The sequence below is a fragment of the Methylosinus sp. RM1 genome, assembly GCF_011378635.1.
Taxonomy (GTDB): domain Bacteria; phylum Pseudomonadota; class Alphaproteobacteria; order Rhizobiales; family Beijerinckiaceae; genus Methylosinus; species Methylosinus sporium.
Map to the genome: position 1 here is coordinate 1 of NZ_WOVC01000031.1, position 13,947 is coordinate 13,947.

The 13,947-nt window shown below is 65.4% G+C and carries 10 protein-coding genes and 1 pseudogene; 5 read left to right on the plus strand and 6 right to left on the minus strand.

Annotated elements, in window-relative coordinates; all coding sequences use genetic code 11:
• Positions 1-763: pseudogene (locus tag FMZ75_RS16885) on the plus strand (hypothetical protein); the annotation flags it as partial.
• Between the two features lie 97 nt (positions 764-860).
• Positions 861-2,888, plus strand: coding sequence for a glycosyl transferase (locus FMZ75_RS16890; RefSeq protein ID WP_207783488.1), 2,028 nt, complete (start codon positions 861-863; stop codon positions 2,886-2,888).
• A 34-nt stretch (positions 2,889-2,922) separates the two neighbouring features.
• Here the strand turns inward: FMZ75_RS16890 and dnaA are convergent, their stop codons facing one another.
• The 6 genes from dnaA to coaBC form a co-directional block, all read right to left on the minus strand.
• Positions 2,923-4,410 carry a chromosomal replication initiator protein DnaA gene (dnaA, locus tag FMZ75_RS16895; protein WP_166144442.1) on the minus strand — a complete coding sequence of 496 codons (1,488 nt, stop codon included), beginning with the start codon at positions 4,408-4,410 and terminating at the stop codon, positions 2,923-2,925.
• A 906-nt stretch (positions 4,411-5,316) separates the two neighbouring features.
• Positions 5,317-5,583: a 30S ribosomal protein S20 gene (gene rpsT / locus FMZ75_RS16900; protein WP_108918235.1), complete on the minus strand. Its 267-nt coding sequence runs from the start codon at positions 5,581-5,583 to the stop codon at positions 5,317-5,319.
• A gap of 136 nt (positions 5,584-5,719) precedes the next feature.
• Positions 5,720-6,493: an enoyl-CoA hydratase gene (locus FMZ75_RS16905; protein WP_108918212.1), complete on the minus strand. Its 774-nt coding sequence runs from the start codon at positions 6,491-6,493 to the stop codon at positions 5,720-5,722.
• 51 nt (positions 6,494-6,544) lie between these two features.
• Complete coding sequence (locus tag FMZ75_RS16910) at positions 6,545-6,991, minus strand: Rrf2 family transcriptional regulator (RefSeq protein WP_142863673.1); 447 nt, start codon at positions 6,989-6,991, stop codon at positions 6,545-6,547.
• The gene (gene dut / locus FMZ75_RS16915; RefSeq protein WP_166144445.1) at positions 6,988-7,473 is read right to left on the minus strand and encodes a dUTP diphosphatase; all 486 of its coding nucleotides are present in this window, start codon (positions 7,471-7,473) and stop codon (positions 6,988-6,990) included. Before dut ends, FMZ75_RS16910 begins: the two co-directional genes overlap by 4 nt.
• On the minus strand, positions 7,470-8,726 hold the full coding sequence (coaBC, locus tag FMZ75_RS16920; protein ID WP_166144448.1) for a bifunctional phosphopantothenoylcysteine decarboxylase/phosphopantothenate--cysteine ligase CoaBC: 1,257 nt from the start codon (positions 8,724-8,726) through the stop codon (positions 7,470-7,472). The genes dut and coaBC overlap by 4 nt, the downstream gene beginning before the upstream one ends.
• Positions 8,727-8,862: 136 nt before the next feature.
• On the opposite strand from coaBC, the gene FMZ75_RS16925 reads away from it, so the two are divergent.
• The 3 genes from FMZ75_RS16925 (at position 8,863) to FMZ75_RS16935 (ending at position 13,936) form a co-directional block, all read left to right on the plus strand.
• Positions 8,863-9,270 carry a hypothetical protein gene (locus FMZ75_RS16925; RefSeq protein ID WP_142863676.1) on the plus strand — a complete coding sequence of 136 codons (408 nt, stop codon included), beginning with the start codon at positions 8,863-8,865 and terminating at the stop codon, positions 9,268-9,270.
• A gap of 335 nt (positions 9,271-9,605) precedes the next feature.
• The gene (locus tag FMZ75_RS16930) at positions 9,606-10,772 is read left to right on the plus strand and encodes an efflux RND transporter periplasmic adaptor subunit (protein WP_246659924.1); all 1,167 of its coding nucleotides are present in this window, start codon (positions 9,606-9,608) and stop codon (positions 10,770-10,772) included.
• Positions 10,769-13,936 carry an efflux RND transporter permease subunit gene (locus FMZ75_RS16935; protein ID WP_166144454.1) on the plus strand — a complete coding sequence of 1,056 codons (3,168 nt, stop codon included), beginning with the start codon at positions 10,769-10,771 and terminating at the stop codon, positions 13,934-13,936. Before FMZ75_RS16930 ends, FMZ75_RS16935 begins: the two co-directional genes overlap by 4 nt.
• Positions 13,937-13,947: the final 11 nt, after the last annotated feature.

Consider the following 13,947-nt stretch of genomic DNA (forward strand, 5'->3'; position numbering starts at 1 on the left):
GCAGATCGGCGGCCTCTCCGCCGCCTATCTCGACGCCATCGACGCGGGAGACTTCTCCACCTCGCAGATCGCAGCCTTCGGCGCGACCACGGTCGGCGATCTCTCCACCACCCAGATCGCCAATCTCACCTCGGCGCAGATCGGCGCCCTCTCGGCCACCGGCTTCGGCGCGCTCGCCTCGACCGACGTCCAGTCCTGGAACACGACCCAGCTCGCCGGCCTCACCGCCACTCAGCTCGGCCGCCTGACCACGACCGCCCTCGGCAATCTCTCCACCACCCAGGTCGCCGACCTGACCTCGACCCAGGTCCGCGGCCTCACCGCAACGCAATTGGATAATCTCTCGGCGAGCTATCTCGACGCCATCGACGCCGGCGATTTCTCCACCTCGCAGATCGCAGGCCTCGACGCGACGGCGGTCGGCAATCTCACCTCGACCCAGATCGGGGCGCTGACCGCGGCGCAGATCGGCGCGGTGTCGGCGAGCGCGATCAATTCGCTGACCACCACCGAGATCGACGCTCTGAGCAGCGCTCAGGCCGCCGGCCTCACCAGGACGCAGCTCGCCGCGCTCAGCACGACGAATTTCACCGCTCTGAGCGCGACGACCGGCATTCCGTCGCTGACGACGTCGGCCATCGCCGGCCTGACGACGACGGATATCTCCGCTCTCACCACGACCCAGGGCAACGCCTTCACGACAACCCAGATTCACGCAATGTCCGTGGCTCAAGCTATCGCGCTCGTGTCTCTCGTCGGCTGACGGCGGGAGGCGCGAGACGCGGTGACCTTCGTCACGCGTCCGCAACGGCGTTTCGGGCGAAATCGCTCGGGCGCCGCCCTCTCGAATGGACGTCGACATGCCTGCCCAGCCGAACGAATCGGAGTCCGCCCTCGCACTGTTCAAAAATGCGGTCGAAAAATCCCTCTCGCGCAAACTGAGCATCGCCGATCTGTTCACCGCCGCCGCGCAGCTCAAAGCGGCGGGGCTCGATCGGCGGGCGGTCGAGCTCTACAAGCATTGGATCGCCTTCAACGTCGACGATCCCGTCATCTATGCGGCCTATTTCAACTATGCGACCGCGCTGGCCGACGCGGGCGACCGCTCCGGCGCGATCAATGCGCTGCGTGAAGCGATTCGCATCCAGCCGGATTTCCAGCCGCCCTATATCAATCTTGGCCGGCTGCTCGAAGATTCGGGCCAGGTGGGCGCGGCGGTCGCGCAATGGATGGCGCTGGTCGAGCGCGCCGCGGCCGTCAATGGCGAGTCGGTCGCGCATAAGCTGAGCGCGCTGCAGCAGACGGCGCGCGTGCTCGAGAGCCTCAATAAGGACGAGGCCGCGGAAGATGCGCTGCGGCAGATTCTCGAGATCGATCCCGAGCGGGAGGAAGTGGTCCAGCATTGGATCGCGCTGCGCCAGCGCCAGTGCAAATGGCCGGTCGTGCAGCCCTCCGAGCGCGTGACCCGCGCAGATCTCGCCAATGGCATATCGTCGCTGTCCCTCGCCAATCATTGCGACGATCCGATGTTCCAGCTCGCCAAGGCGCATCATTACGAGAAGCGCGCCATCGGCCGGCCGAAGCGCCGGCTGCTCCCGGCCGAGAAAAGACGCGGCAAGGACCGGCTGCGCATCGGCTATGTCTCATCCGATCTGCGCGAGCACGCCGTCGGCTTCGCGATGACGGATGTGCTCGAATCCCATGATCGCGCGCATTTCGAGATCTACGCTTATTATTGCGGCATTGCGCGCAATGATCCGACGCGCGAGCGCATCGTCGCCGCCGTCGATCGCTGGACCGACATCAATGGAATGGACGACGAAACCGCCGCGGCGAAGATCGCCGAGGACGAGATCGATATTCTCGTCGATCTCAACGGCTACACCAAGGATGCGCGCACCAAGGTGTTCTCGTTGCGCCCGGCGCCGATCATCGTCAACTGGTTCGGCTTCCCCGGCACGATGGGCAGTCCCTATCATCACTACATCATCGCCGATCCGGTGATCATCCCGGACGAATCGGAAATCTATTATTCCGAGAAGGTGGTGCGGCTGCCCTGCTATCAGCCCAATGACCGCAAGCGCGTCGTCGCGCCGAACCGGCCGACGCGCGCCGAGGCGGGATTGCCGGAGAACGCCTTCGTCTATTGCTCGCTCAATGGAATGCAGAAACTCACCGCGCTCACCTTCGATCGCTGGGCGCGCATATTGACGGCGGTTCCGGGTAGCGTGCTGTGGCTGCTCACCGGCGCGGAGCAGACCAACGCGCGCGTGCGCGAGGAGGCGAAAGCGCGCGGCGTCGCGCCGGAGCGGGTCATTTTCGCCGAAAAAATGGCCAATCCGCACCATTTGGCGCGCTATCCGCTCGCCGATCTCTTCCTCGACAATTTCCCCTATGGCGCCCATACGACGGCGGCGGATGCGTTGTGGATGGGCGTGCCGATCGTCACCTTCGCCGGCCGCAGCTTCGCCTCGCGCGTCTGCGCCAGCCTGGTGCGCGCGGCGGGCGTCGGCGAGCTCGCCTGCGTCTCGGCGGAGGATTATGTCGCGCTCGCCATCGAGCTCGGCAAGGACGGGCGCAAGCTCGCCGGGGTCCGCGATCGTCTGGCAAAGGTCCGCGAAACGTCGCTGCTGTTCGACACGCCGCGCCTCGTCGGCGAGCTGGAGACTCTCTATCGCGATATGTGGAGCGATTACGAGCGCGGCGAGCTGCCGCGTCCGGATCTGCGCAATCTCGATATTTATCACGAGATCGGGCTCGATCTCGACCTCGAGAAAATAGAGCTGCTCGGCGACGCCGATTATGCGGCGCTCTATGAGCGCAAGCTCGCGGATTGGGACGCCGCCTATCCGATCGCGCCCGATGCGCGCATGTGGCGGCCGCGCTGAACGCGCGGCCATGCCCATGTCGCTCGGTCATAAGTCATTCGGCGAGCATTCGCTTCAAGAGCTCGATGACCTCGGACAGGCTCTTGTCCTTGGAGGCGAGATCCTCGACCTTGCGCACCGCGTGCAGCACGGTCGTATGATCGCGCCCGCCGAAGCGCCGGCCGATCTCGGGCAGCGAGCGCAGCGTCAGCACCTTGGACAGATACATGGCGATCTGCCGCGGACGCACGACATTGGCGGTGCGGCGCGAGGAGAGAATATCGGCGCGCGAGATATTGTAGTGGCTGGCGACGAGCTTTTGAATGTCGTCGATCTTGACGCGCTTGGGCTCGGCGCTGCGCACGAGATCGCGAATGGCGTTCTCCGCCGTCTCGACGCAGAGCGGCGCGCCGTTCAGTGTCGAATGGGCGAGCAGGCGATTGACCGCGCCTTCGAGATCGCGACCATTGGTGACGATCGTCTTGGCGATATAGGTGACGACCGCCGGCGGCACATGGAAGCTCGGCTGCGCCTCCTGCGCGGCGGCGATGCGCGCCTCCAATATCTTCATGCGCAATTCTTCGTCGAGCGGGCCGATGTCGACGCAAAGGCCGCCCTTGAAGCGCGACAGCACGCGCTCGTCGAGAGTCTCGAGATCGGAGGGCGGACGATCAGCGGCGACGACGACCTGCTTGCCGGCGTCGATGAGCGAGTTCAGCGTGTGGCAGAACTCCTGCTGAATCGATTTGCCTTGCAGGAATTGCACATCGTCGATGATCAGCACGTCGATGTTGCGCAGCTTCTCCTTGAAGGCGATCGACGAATGCTGCGTCAGCGCGGAGACGAAGCCGCTCATGAACTTCTCGGCGGTGAGATAGAGCACGCGGCGCTTATTGTCATTGGCCGAGCGCGCCACCGCCTGCAGCAGATGCGTCTTGCCGAGTCCGACGGCGGCGTGAGTGTAGAGCGGGTTGAACAGCGGATGCTCGCCGGGACGGGCGTCGGCGACGCGACAGGCGGCGGCGTAAGCGAGCTGGTTCGAAGGGCCGACCAGAAAGGTCGAGAACGACAGACGGCGATCGAGCGGGGAGCCGCCGAAGGACTCGCCGTCGGCGCGCGCGACGGCGCGCATCGGCGCTTTGGCGGCCTGAGGCTCGAGGCGTTCGACAATGGCCGCAGCCGGCGCCGGCGGCGTCTTCTCGACGGCTGCGCCGGAGGCCGTTTCCGCATCACGCGGGCGAGCGCGGCGCGTCGGCGAGCGCACGTCGATGACCACATGGTCGAGCGACGAAAACTCCGCGCACAGCCGCGTGCGGATGCGATCCGCATAATGAGACTGAATCCAGCTCTTCAAGAATTTCGTCGGCACGGTCAGCAGCGCGGCGCCGTCCTTCAAGCTTTCGAGCTCCAGCCGCGCAAACCACGAATTATAGACCGCCTCGCCGAGCTCGGCGCGCAACCGCCCGCGCACGCGCTCCCATTTTTGCCGGTTCTCGGTCGATAGCTCGCTGGAATTCGACTGGTCATCATTATTATCGGACATGGCTTTCTTTCGCGCAGAAGACGAGTCGAGGCGCGCCGCCTCGACAGCGTCGTCAGAGTGAAACGGATAGAGCGGTCGGTATTGATCGATATGCGCGATCGACGCTTAGGGGACGCTTACAGCCTGATCGGAGGACCCGCGGAACATTCACCGAGGTCGAGTGGATTGCATCCATCCTTTCGACCGCGGCCTCGCGCATCATGCCGCTGCGCCGAGTCGTCGCTCGTTCTCGTGTCGGCTCGCCGCCCAAAAGCCATCACATCACCCCTACATCCGCGATGAGCGAATGCTCGTCGCGGTCCTGATAATCGGATCTGAAGATACGCGGACAGAAACGCACCCAGCGGGAATTTGAGCCGATGCATTCGTAGCGTGGTCGACGCATTCCCCGAGTGCGTCGGGCAGTCTATCGCAGAGAAGGTGTCACCTGTGGGCCTACATGCGTTCACTCACCCATCCAAGCGACGCCGGACCTCAGCGCCACGTCACGTTCGGAACCTACACGCCCGCTTTTGCGCGCGCAACGATGGTCGAGCCGCAGAATGCGCGGATCGACGCCGCATCGCAGCCGCAGTCTCGCGTTTCGCCTGGATAAAGGCATGATTCGCCGCTCAGAAAAATTAATGGCCCGGCGATGCGCGAAAGAGCGTTCTGCGCATGAGCGCGGCGCGCGCCGCGGCAAAGAGACCGTGTCAAGCCCGGGGAGCGCTGACGGCGCAACGAGCCTTTAACGCAATTAACTGTTTTTAAACAAAATACGCTGCGCACAAGAAAAGCGTGTGAAAAAAAATCTCACACTACGCAGACTAGCGGAATCGGTTTCTCCGATCGTCGAACAATTACGCAGAACGCAAAAAAGCCCGGCGGAGCCGGGCTTTCGAAACGTGCTGTCTGGTTAAGAAAAGATCAGGCCGAAAGCGCTTTCACGCGCGCCGTCAGGCGGGACACTTTCCGCGATGCGGTATTCTTGTGAATGACGCCATGCTGCGCGGCGCGCATCACGACCGGCGCGACGCTCTTGAGCACGGCGGCCGCCGTCGCGGCGTCGCCGCTCGCGATCGCCTCCTCGACCTTGCGCACCTGCGTGCGCAGCTGGCTACGACGCGCGCGGTTGACGGCCGTGCGCCGGGCGATCTTGCGGACGGCCTTCTTGGCCGAGCTTGTGTTGGCCATCTGTGTTCCTTCGACGGTCGAGGCGAAGGGCGGGGTCGCCGCCCAAAAAAGCAAAGCGGCCGCGAAATCGCGGCCAGTTCGCGCGCCTTATACGCGGGCCGGCCGCGCTTCGTCAATGGCCGGCCGGAACGAGCGTTCAGCGATGCTCGAATTTGGGCGAGCGCTTCTCGATGAAGGCCGTCATGCCCTCTTTCTGATCATGGGTCGCGAACAGGGAATAGAACATTCTCCGCTCGAAACGCACGCCCTCCGACAAGGGCGTCTCATAGGCGCGCTCGACCGCCTCCTTGGCCATCAGCACCGCCGGCAGCGACAGAGCGGCGATCGTCTGCGCGCTCTTCAGCGCCTCTTCCAGAAGCTTGTCCGCAGGCGCGATTCGGGCGACGAGGCCGCAGCGTTCGGCCTCCTCCGCGCCCATCAGCCGGCCGGTGAGAACGAGCTCCATCGCCTTGGATTTGCCGATGGAGCGCACCAGCCGCTGGGTGCCGCCGGAGCCGGGAATGACGCCGAGCTTGATCTCGGGCTGGCCGAATTTCGCCGTATCGGCGGCCAGGATGAAGTCGCACATCATGGCGAGCTCGCAGCCGCCGCCGAGCGCATAGCCGGCGACGGCGGCGATGACGGGCTTGCGGGCGCGCGCCACGCCGTCCCAGCGCGCCAGAAAATCGTCGAGATAGGCTTCAGCGACAGTCTTGTCGCGCAGCTCCTTTATGTCGGCGCCGGCGGCGAAGGCCTCGGCCGAGCCGGTCAGCACGACGCAGCCGATCTCGGCGTCCGCCTCGAAATGCGTCAGAGCGTCGGCGATCTCGCCGATCAGCTTCGCATTCAGCGCGTTGAGCGCGCGCGGCCGGTTCAGCCGCAGCAGAGCGACGCGTCCATGGCGCTCGATCTCGATCGTCTCGTAATCCAAGGCCGGCCTCCTGTCTGTCTCGAACGCAGCGCGGTCCCTACTATGCGCTCGTCAAATTTCGAAGTCGCCTTCATTCGCCTCGATTTCGCCGAGACCCGCGGCGACCGCCTGCCCGTGCAGCTCGTCCAGCGTGATCGTGTCCAGCTTGGCCAGCGCCTGCCGTTCCGCCTCCGCGAAGACGGGATCGACCGCGAGCGTCAGCAGACGCGGCTCCTCCCCGTCCAGCGCGCCCTCCTCCGCGCGCAGAGCCACGCGCACGATCTCGCCGACATAGAGGCGGCGGCGCTCGCGCGCGAGCTCATAGCCGCCGGCCGGGCCGCGTACGCTCTTCAGAATGCCGGCGCGCACCATGGCTTGCAACATGCTCTCGAGATGGCGCGGCGGCAGATCGTGACGCGCCGCCAGCGCCCGCGACGACACCGGCCGCGACCGCGAATGCAGAGCAATGTCGAGCGCCGCCAGCACGGCGAGACGCGCGGGACGCGGCAGCAGGCTCATTCGGCCCCACCCCCGACCGCGTCCGTTCCGGTCGAGCCGAAGCCGGCCTCCCCGCGCGCGGTCTCCGCCAGCGCCTCGGCGCTCTCGACCAGCTCGACGCGCTCATAGCGCGCGACCACGAGCTGAGCGATGCGCATTCCGCGCGAAATCTCGAACGGATGCGCGCCGAAATTCACCAGCAGAACCTTCACCTCGCCGCGATAATCGCAATCGACGGTGCCGGGCGCATTGAGCACGCCGACGCCGAACTCCAGCGCCAGGCCGGAGCGCGGCCGCACTTGCGCCTCGAAACCGGGCGGCAGAGCGATGGTGAGGCCCGTCGGCACCAGATCGCGCGCGCCCGGCTCGAGCACGAGCTTGCCGCCCGGCGCGAGCGCGGCGCAGAGATCGAGTCCGGCCGCGCCTTCGCTGGCGTGAGCCGGGAGGGGAAGGCCCTCACCATGCGGAAGGCGGCGGACGACGATCTTGGTCACGGTGTTCATGGCGTTCCCCCGGCCGCGAGGCTTTCGCAAATATACGCGACGAGCCGCGCCGCGACCTCGTCCTTGCCGAGCCGCGGCCAAGATTGCACGCCCGTGCGCGTGACAAGATGAACCTCATTGCTGTCCGCGCCGAAAACCCCGGCGCCGACGTCATTGGCGACGATGAGATCGCAACCTTTGCGCGCTAGCTTTTCTTGCGCATGGGCGAGCACGTCGCGCGTCTCCGCCGCAAAGCCGACGACCAGCGCCGGCCGCCCCGCGCCCCTTTGCGCGACGCGCGCGAGAATGTCAGGATTCTCGCGCAGCGCGAGCGTCGGCGGCGCGCCCGAGGCGCTTTTCTTGATTTTGTCGGCGGAGGGTTCGACGCGCCAATCGGCGACCGCGGCGGCGCCGATGAAAATATCGGCCGGCAACGCCGCCTCCACCGCCGCGAGCATTTGCTGCGCCGTCTCGACATGGCGCGTGGCGACGCCCTGCGGATCGGCGATCTCGACCGGGCCGCTCACCAGAGTGACGCGCGCGCCGGCGCGCGCCGCCGCCGCCGCGATGGCGTGGCCCTGCTTGCCGGAGGAGCGGTTGGAGAAAAAACGCGCCGGATCGATCGGCTCGCGCGTCGGCCCGGAGGTGACGAGCACATGACGTCCGGCGAGTGGCCCCGGCGCAGCGCCGGGAAGCGGCAAGCGCGTGTCCACCCGCAGCGCCGCCTCTATCGCGGCGACAATGGCGAGCGGCTCCGCCATGCGGCCGGGGCCATATTCGCCGCAGGCCATCTCGCCCTCGTCGGGACCGACGAACAGCGCGCCGTCGCCGCGCAAGATCGCGACATTGCGCTGCGTCGCCGGATGCAGCCACATGCGCAGATTCATCGCCGGCGCGACCAGCGTCCGCTTATCCGTGGCGAGCAGGAGCGTCGTCGCCAGATCATCGGCGAGCCCCTGCGCCATGCGCGCCAGAAGATGCGCCGTCGCCGGCGCGACGACGACGAGATCGACCTCGCGCGAGAGCCTTATATGGCCCATCTCCTGTTCGTCGGTGAGCGAGAAGAGGTCCTCATAGACGCGCTCGCCGGTGAGGCTGGCGAAGGAGAGCGGCGTGACGAAGCGCGCCGCCGCCGCGGTGAGGACCGCGCGCACCGCGGCGCCGCGCTCGCGCAGTCGGCGCACCAGATCGAGCGCCTTATAGGCGGCGACGCCGCCGCCGACGACGAGCAGAATGCGCTTGCCCGAAAGGCTCTGTGGATCGGAAAAGACCACGCGACGGCTCCGCTGGCGATGGAAGGGCGGCAGAATACTCTTTTTCGCGCCGGCCCGGAAAGGGCGCGGGCCATCGAAGCCGTATCCGGTCGCGACGCCTTGGTCTATATTCGCGAGCGCCCGCGCGAGGGAAGGGATGTCGGACTATTTGGACAAGGTGAATCGCATTTTGATCTCGGCCGATCTCCTCGGCGAGGTCGTCGACATGCTGCGCGCGCCGCCGGCGGAGGAGGGCTCGGCCTCGGGCTCGCGCTCCGCCCGCCTGTTCGAGCTGCTCGAACGCCGCGGCCTGTCCGACACGGCCGATATCGTCGCCGTCGCCATAGATTTGCGCGTCACCGCTCTGCTGCGGCTGCAGAGCCTCGGCGCGCTCCGCGGCTGGACCAGCCCCGGCGACCTCGGCGTCGATCTCGCCCACCCCGATCTGCTGCGGGCCGCCGCCGCCGAGCCGCTGATCGAGACGGCCGACGGCGAGGCGGGGTTCGACGCGGCGAGCTTTCGCCTGCGGCTGCTCGCCGGGGCGGCGGTCTCTGGACGGGCGTGAGCGTTCGCGTTTCCCGCTCATCGCCCATGCCGGACGCGCAGAGCGAGGCGCTTCTTCTCCCCGCGAAGACGAAAAGCGATGAAAGCGTCGTCGCCGCCGATGGAAAGATTTTCTCTGACGTCTTCCATCGCATGACCTTCGGGCGCAGCGGCTCAGCCGAAGATTGATGAGCCATGCTCATAACCCCATGCCGATTTTTGTCATAACCAACAGAAAACAAAGCCGTTACCTTGTGCGCGTTCGGTTCGGTCCGGCCGACGCCCTCGGGGCCGACGCCTCACATTGAAGAAGCGCCTATGCGAATGAAGCTTTTTCTCGGACGGCCTCGATTGGCCGTGACAATTCTCGGCGCGACGGCTCTCGCGCTCTACGCATTCGGTCTCGGCGGCGCGAGACCCACACAGACGACAGAAGCGCCCAAGCCGCGCGTGACGGCGTCCAAGCCGACCGTCAAGACGATCGTCGAATGGGACCGATACACCGGGAGATTCAGCGCAGTGGAGAGCGTGCAGCTGCGCGCGCGCGTGAGCGGCTATCTGACCGATATTCATTTCACCGACGGCCAGCTAGTGAAAGAAGGAGACCTGCTGTTCACGATCGATCGCCGTCCCTTCGAATTGGCCGTGTCCGCCGCGGAGGCGGAACGCAGAGTCGCGGAATCGGCGGTCGCGCTCGCGCGTCAGGAGCTCTCGCGCGCGCAATCCTTGCGAAAAATCGGGGTCGCCGAAGAAGTCTACGAGCAGCGGCTGGCCGCTCTTCGACAGGCCGAGGCGCGTCTCGCTGCTGCAGGAGCCGCTCTGGATCGCGCCAAGCTCGATCTCGAATTCACCAATGTCCGGGCGCCCGTCGCCGGTCGCATCGACGCTCATGCCGTCAGTGTCGGAAACCTCGTCAATGGCGGCGATTCGAATGCGACGCTTCTCACCGATATCGTCTCTCTCGATCCGATCCGCATCACATTCGACGTCGATCAGGAGGCCTATCTGCGATACATGCATGGAGGATCGGACGGCGGACGGCCGAGCCTGCGCGACGCTCGAAATTCGGTGCGCATCGCGCTGTCGGGAGATGCGGACTTCACCCGTTCGGGAGAGCTGGATTTCGTCTCCAACCAGATCGATCGCGACAGCGCCACGATCCGGCTGCGCGCCATCGTCGATAATAAGGATCTCTCTCTCGTTCCGGGCCTTTTCGCCAGAATCGAGATCGCAGGAACCGGCGCGCATCGCGCGGTGATGATCCCGGACGAGGCGATCTCCGTCGATCAAGCGTCGCATGTCGTATTCGTCGTGGACCGCGGAAATGCGGAGCGGAGGACGGTCACGCTCGGACCGATCGTCGATGGTCTGCGCGTCGTGCGAAGCGGAGTCGGCCCAGACGATCTCGTCGTGACCTCGGGCTCGCAGAACATACGGGCGGGGCAAGCCGTCGCAATTCTCGAAGCAGCGCCATCGGCCGTCTCGAAACGAGCCGACGCAGGCGGGAGGACTCTCTCACAATGAATCTCGGGCGCTTTTTCATCGATCGTCCCGTCTTCGCGATCGCCTTGTCGATCGCTCTGCTGATCATCGGCGGCGTTTCGGCGAGCCGATTGCCGATCTCGCAATATCCTGAGGTGATTCCGCCGACCGTGACGGTGACGGCGCAATATCCGGGCGCCAGCGCGCAAACCATCGCCGAGACCGTCGCGACGCCGATCGAGCAAGAGGTGAATGGCGTCGACGACATGATCTACATGCAGTCGCAATCGACCAGGGACGGTCGATTCAGCCTCACCGTCACCTTTCGAACCGGCGCGAATCTCGACAAAGCGCAGGTGCTGGTTCAAAATCGCGTCGCGCTCGCCGAGCCGCGCTTGCCGGACGTCGTGCGCCGGATCGGCGTGAGCGTGAACAAGAATGCGCCCGACTTCCTGCTCGTCGTGCAGATGATCTCGCCGGATCGCAGCCGCGACGCCCTCTATCTGTCGAATTATGCGGCGCAGCAGGTCGTCCCCGTGCTTCGCCGGCTTCCGGGCGTCGGCAGCGCCGAAATCCTCGCCGAGCGCGAATATGCGATGCGCATCTGGCTCGACCCCGACAAAATCGCCGAGCTCGGACTGTCGGTCGGCGATGTCGTCGAAGCGTTGCGGTCTCAGAACGCCCAGGTGGCGAGCGGCGCTCTGGCGCAGCCCCCCATTCCGGGCGACCGGGCCTTTCAGCCTTCGATCTCCGTGCAGGGACGCTTCAAGGAGCCGACGGCCTTCGAGCAGATGATCGTCAAGCGCGGCGTCGACGGGCGCATCGTGCGCGTGAAGGACATAGGGCGAGCCGAGCTCGGCGCCCGCGAATATGGAACCAACGCCTATATCAACGACACGGCGGCGACGGCGATGCTCGTCTACCAGCGGCCGGGAACCAATGCGCTCGAAGCCTCGCAGGATGTGCAGAGCACGATGCGGCGGCTCGGCGCCACGATGCCGTCCGGCGTCGATTATATGATGACCTATAATCCGACCGAATTCTTCGTCCGAACGTCGATCGAAGCGCTCCAGCATACGATCTTCGAGGCCATCGTCCTCGTCGTCCTCGTCGTGCTGCTGTTCCTTCAGAGCGCCCGCTCCACGATCATTCCGCTGCTGGCGATACCGGTGTCGCTGATCGGAACTTTCGCGGTCATGGCGGCCCTCGGCTACACGATAAACACATTGACGCTGTTCGCGCTCGTGCTCGCCGTCGGCATAGTGGTCGACGACGCCATCGTCGTCGTCGAAAATGTCGAGCGCTATCTGCGCGAAGGGCTTTCGGCGAGAGAAGCGGCGCGCAAGACGATGGACGAGGTCGGCGGCGCGCTGATCTCGATCGCGCTCGTGCTCGTCTCGGTCTTCGTTCCGACCATGTTCCTCGACGGAATAACCGGGCAGTTCTTTCGCCAATTCGCTGTCGTCATCGCCGTCGCGACCGTCATTTCGGCCTTCAACTCCCTCACGCTCAGCCCTGCGCTCTCCGGTCTTTTCCTCCGGCGTCACGACGCCGTCCATCGGCCGGAAACGCTTCTCGCGAGAGTGACGACGCCGATCGTCGACGGATTCAATCGCTTCTTCGACGCGCTCTCCGAAAGCTATTCGGCGATCATTCGGCGCGTCGTCGAACGCATGACGATGATGCTGATTCTCTATGGCGCTCTGGTCGCGGCGGCGGTCTTCATATTTTCGATCGTCCCCCGCGGCTTCGTGCCCGTCGCCGACCAGGGCTATCTGATCGCCATAGCCGAGCTTCCCGCCGGCTCCTCCCTGCAGCGCACCGATGCGATCGTGCGCGAGATGGGCGCGCGCGCGCGCGGCATTCCGGGAGTCGGATGGGCGCATATGTTCCCCGGCCGTTCCGTCGCGACGGGAACCCAGAGCTCGAGCGCCGGCGTCGTGTTCGTTCAGCTCGAGGCGTTCGACAAGCGCTATGACGGATCGAAATCCGCGGCGGCCGTCAGGGCGGAGCTCGAGAAGCGTTACGCCGACATCACCGGAGCGCAAATCACGATCATCTCGCCTGCGACGATCCGAGGCATCGGATCGTCGGGCGGCTTTTCGCTGCGCGTTCAAGACATGGACAGCCGCGGCTCGGCGCGTCTCGCCGCCGTCACGCTCGATCTGGTGGCGGCGCTCAAAGCCGATGCACGCATTCAATTCGCTTTTTCGCCGTTCAGAGCGTCGGCGCCGGAGTTCTATCTCGATATCGACAGGACCAAGGCGGAGATGCTCGGCGTCCCGACCTCGCGCGTCCACGACACTCTGGAAGCCTATCTCGGCAGCGCCTATATCAATGACTTCAATTTGTCCGGGCGCACCTATCAAGTGATCGCCCAGGCGGAAGGCGCGAGCCGGCTAGACCCGGAGCAGATCGGGTCGTTGAAAGTGAGAAGCGACGCCGGCGCGATGGTCCCGCTGGGCTCGATCGCGAGCTTTCGCGCCAGAAGCGTTCCCGATCGCGTTCCGCGCTACAATCTCTATCCGACCGCCGAAGTGATCGGAGCGGCGCTGCCGACGATAAGCTCGGGAAGCGCCTTGTCGATCGTCGAAGACATCGCGGAGCGAACGCTGCCGAGCGGCTACACGATCGCCTGGACGGAGCTGTCCTATCAGGAGCGACTGGCCGCCGGCGGCGGCGGCCTCTTCGTCCTCAGCGTCATATTCGTCTTCCTCGTGCTCGCCGCTCAATATGAGAGCTGGCTCCTGCCGCTTTCTGTTATTCTGATCGTGCCTATGTGCCTGCTGTCCGCGATCATCGGCGTGATGTCGATGGGGCAGGACAATAATGTCTTCACGCAAGTGGGATTGATCGTGCTCGTCGGTCTCGCCGCCAAGAACGCCATTCTCATCGTGGAGTTCGCGCGGGACCTCGAGGCGCAAGGCCTATCGTCGACCGAGGCGGTGGTTCGCGCCTGCCGCCTGCGGCTGCGACCGATATTGATGACGTCTCTCGCCTTCATCCTCGGCGTCGCGCCGCTCATGATGGCCAAGGGCGCCGGCGCAGAATTGCGCCACGCGATCGGAACCGCCGTCTTTTTCGGGATGTTGGGCGTGACGCTCTTCGGCCTGCTGTTCACTCCGGTGTTCTATGTCGCGATCCGCGCGGCGGCGCGCCGACTCTCGCGGCCGCGCTCGTCTAGCGAAGCAACGACCGTCGCGTGAAGAAGACGGCG

Excerpts from the sequence above, each read along its gene's own strand:
- FMZ75_RS16890 (WP_207783488.1), top strand. The coding sequence starts at position 861 with ATGCCTGCCCAGCCGAACGAATCGGAGTCCGCCCTCGCACTGTTCAAA.
- dnaA (WP_166144442.1), bottom strand. The coding sequence starts at position 4,410 with ATGTCCGATAATAATGATGACCAGTCGAATTCCAGCGAGCTATCGACC.
- rpsT (WP_108918235.1), bottom strand. The coding sequence starts at position 5,583 with ATGGCCAACACAAGCTCGGCCAAGAAGGCCGTCCGCAAGATCGCCCGG.
- FMZ75_RS16910 (WP_142863673.1), bottom strand. The coding sequence starts at position 6,991 with ATGAGCCTGCTGCCGCGTCCCGCGCGTCTCGCCGTGCTGGCGGCGCTC.
- dut (WP_166144445.1), bottom strand. The coding sequence starts at position 7,473 with ATGAACACCGTGACCAAGATCGTCGTCCGCCGCCTTCCGCATGGTGAG.
- FMZ75_RS16925 (WP_142863676.1), top strand. The coding sequence starts at position 8,863 with ATGTCGGACTATTTGGACAAGGTGAATCGCATTTTGATCTCGGCCGAT.
- FMZ75_RS16935 (WP_166144454.1), top strand. The coding sequence starts at position 10,769 with ATGAATCTCGGGCGCTTTTTCATCGATCGTCCCGTCTTCGCGATCGCC.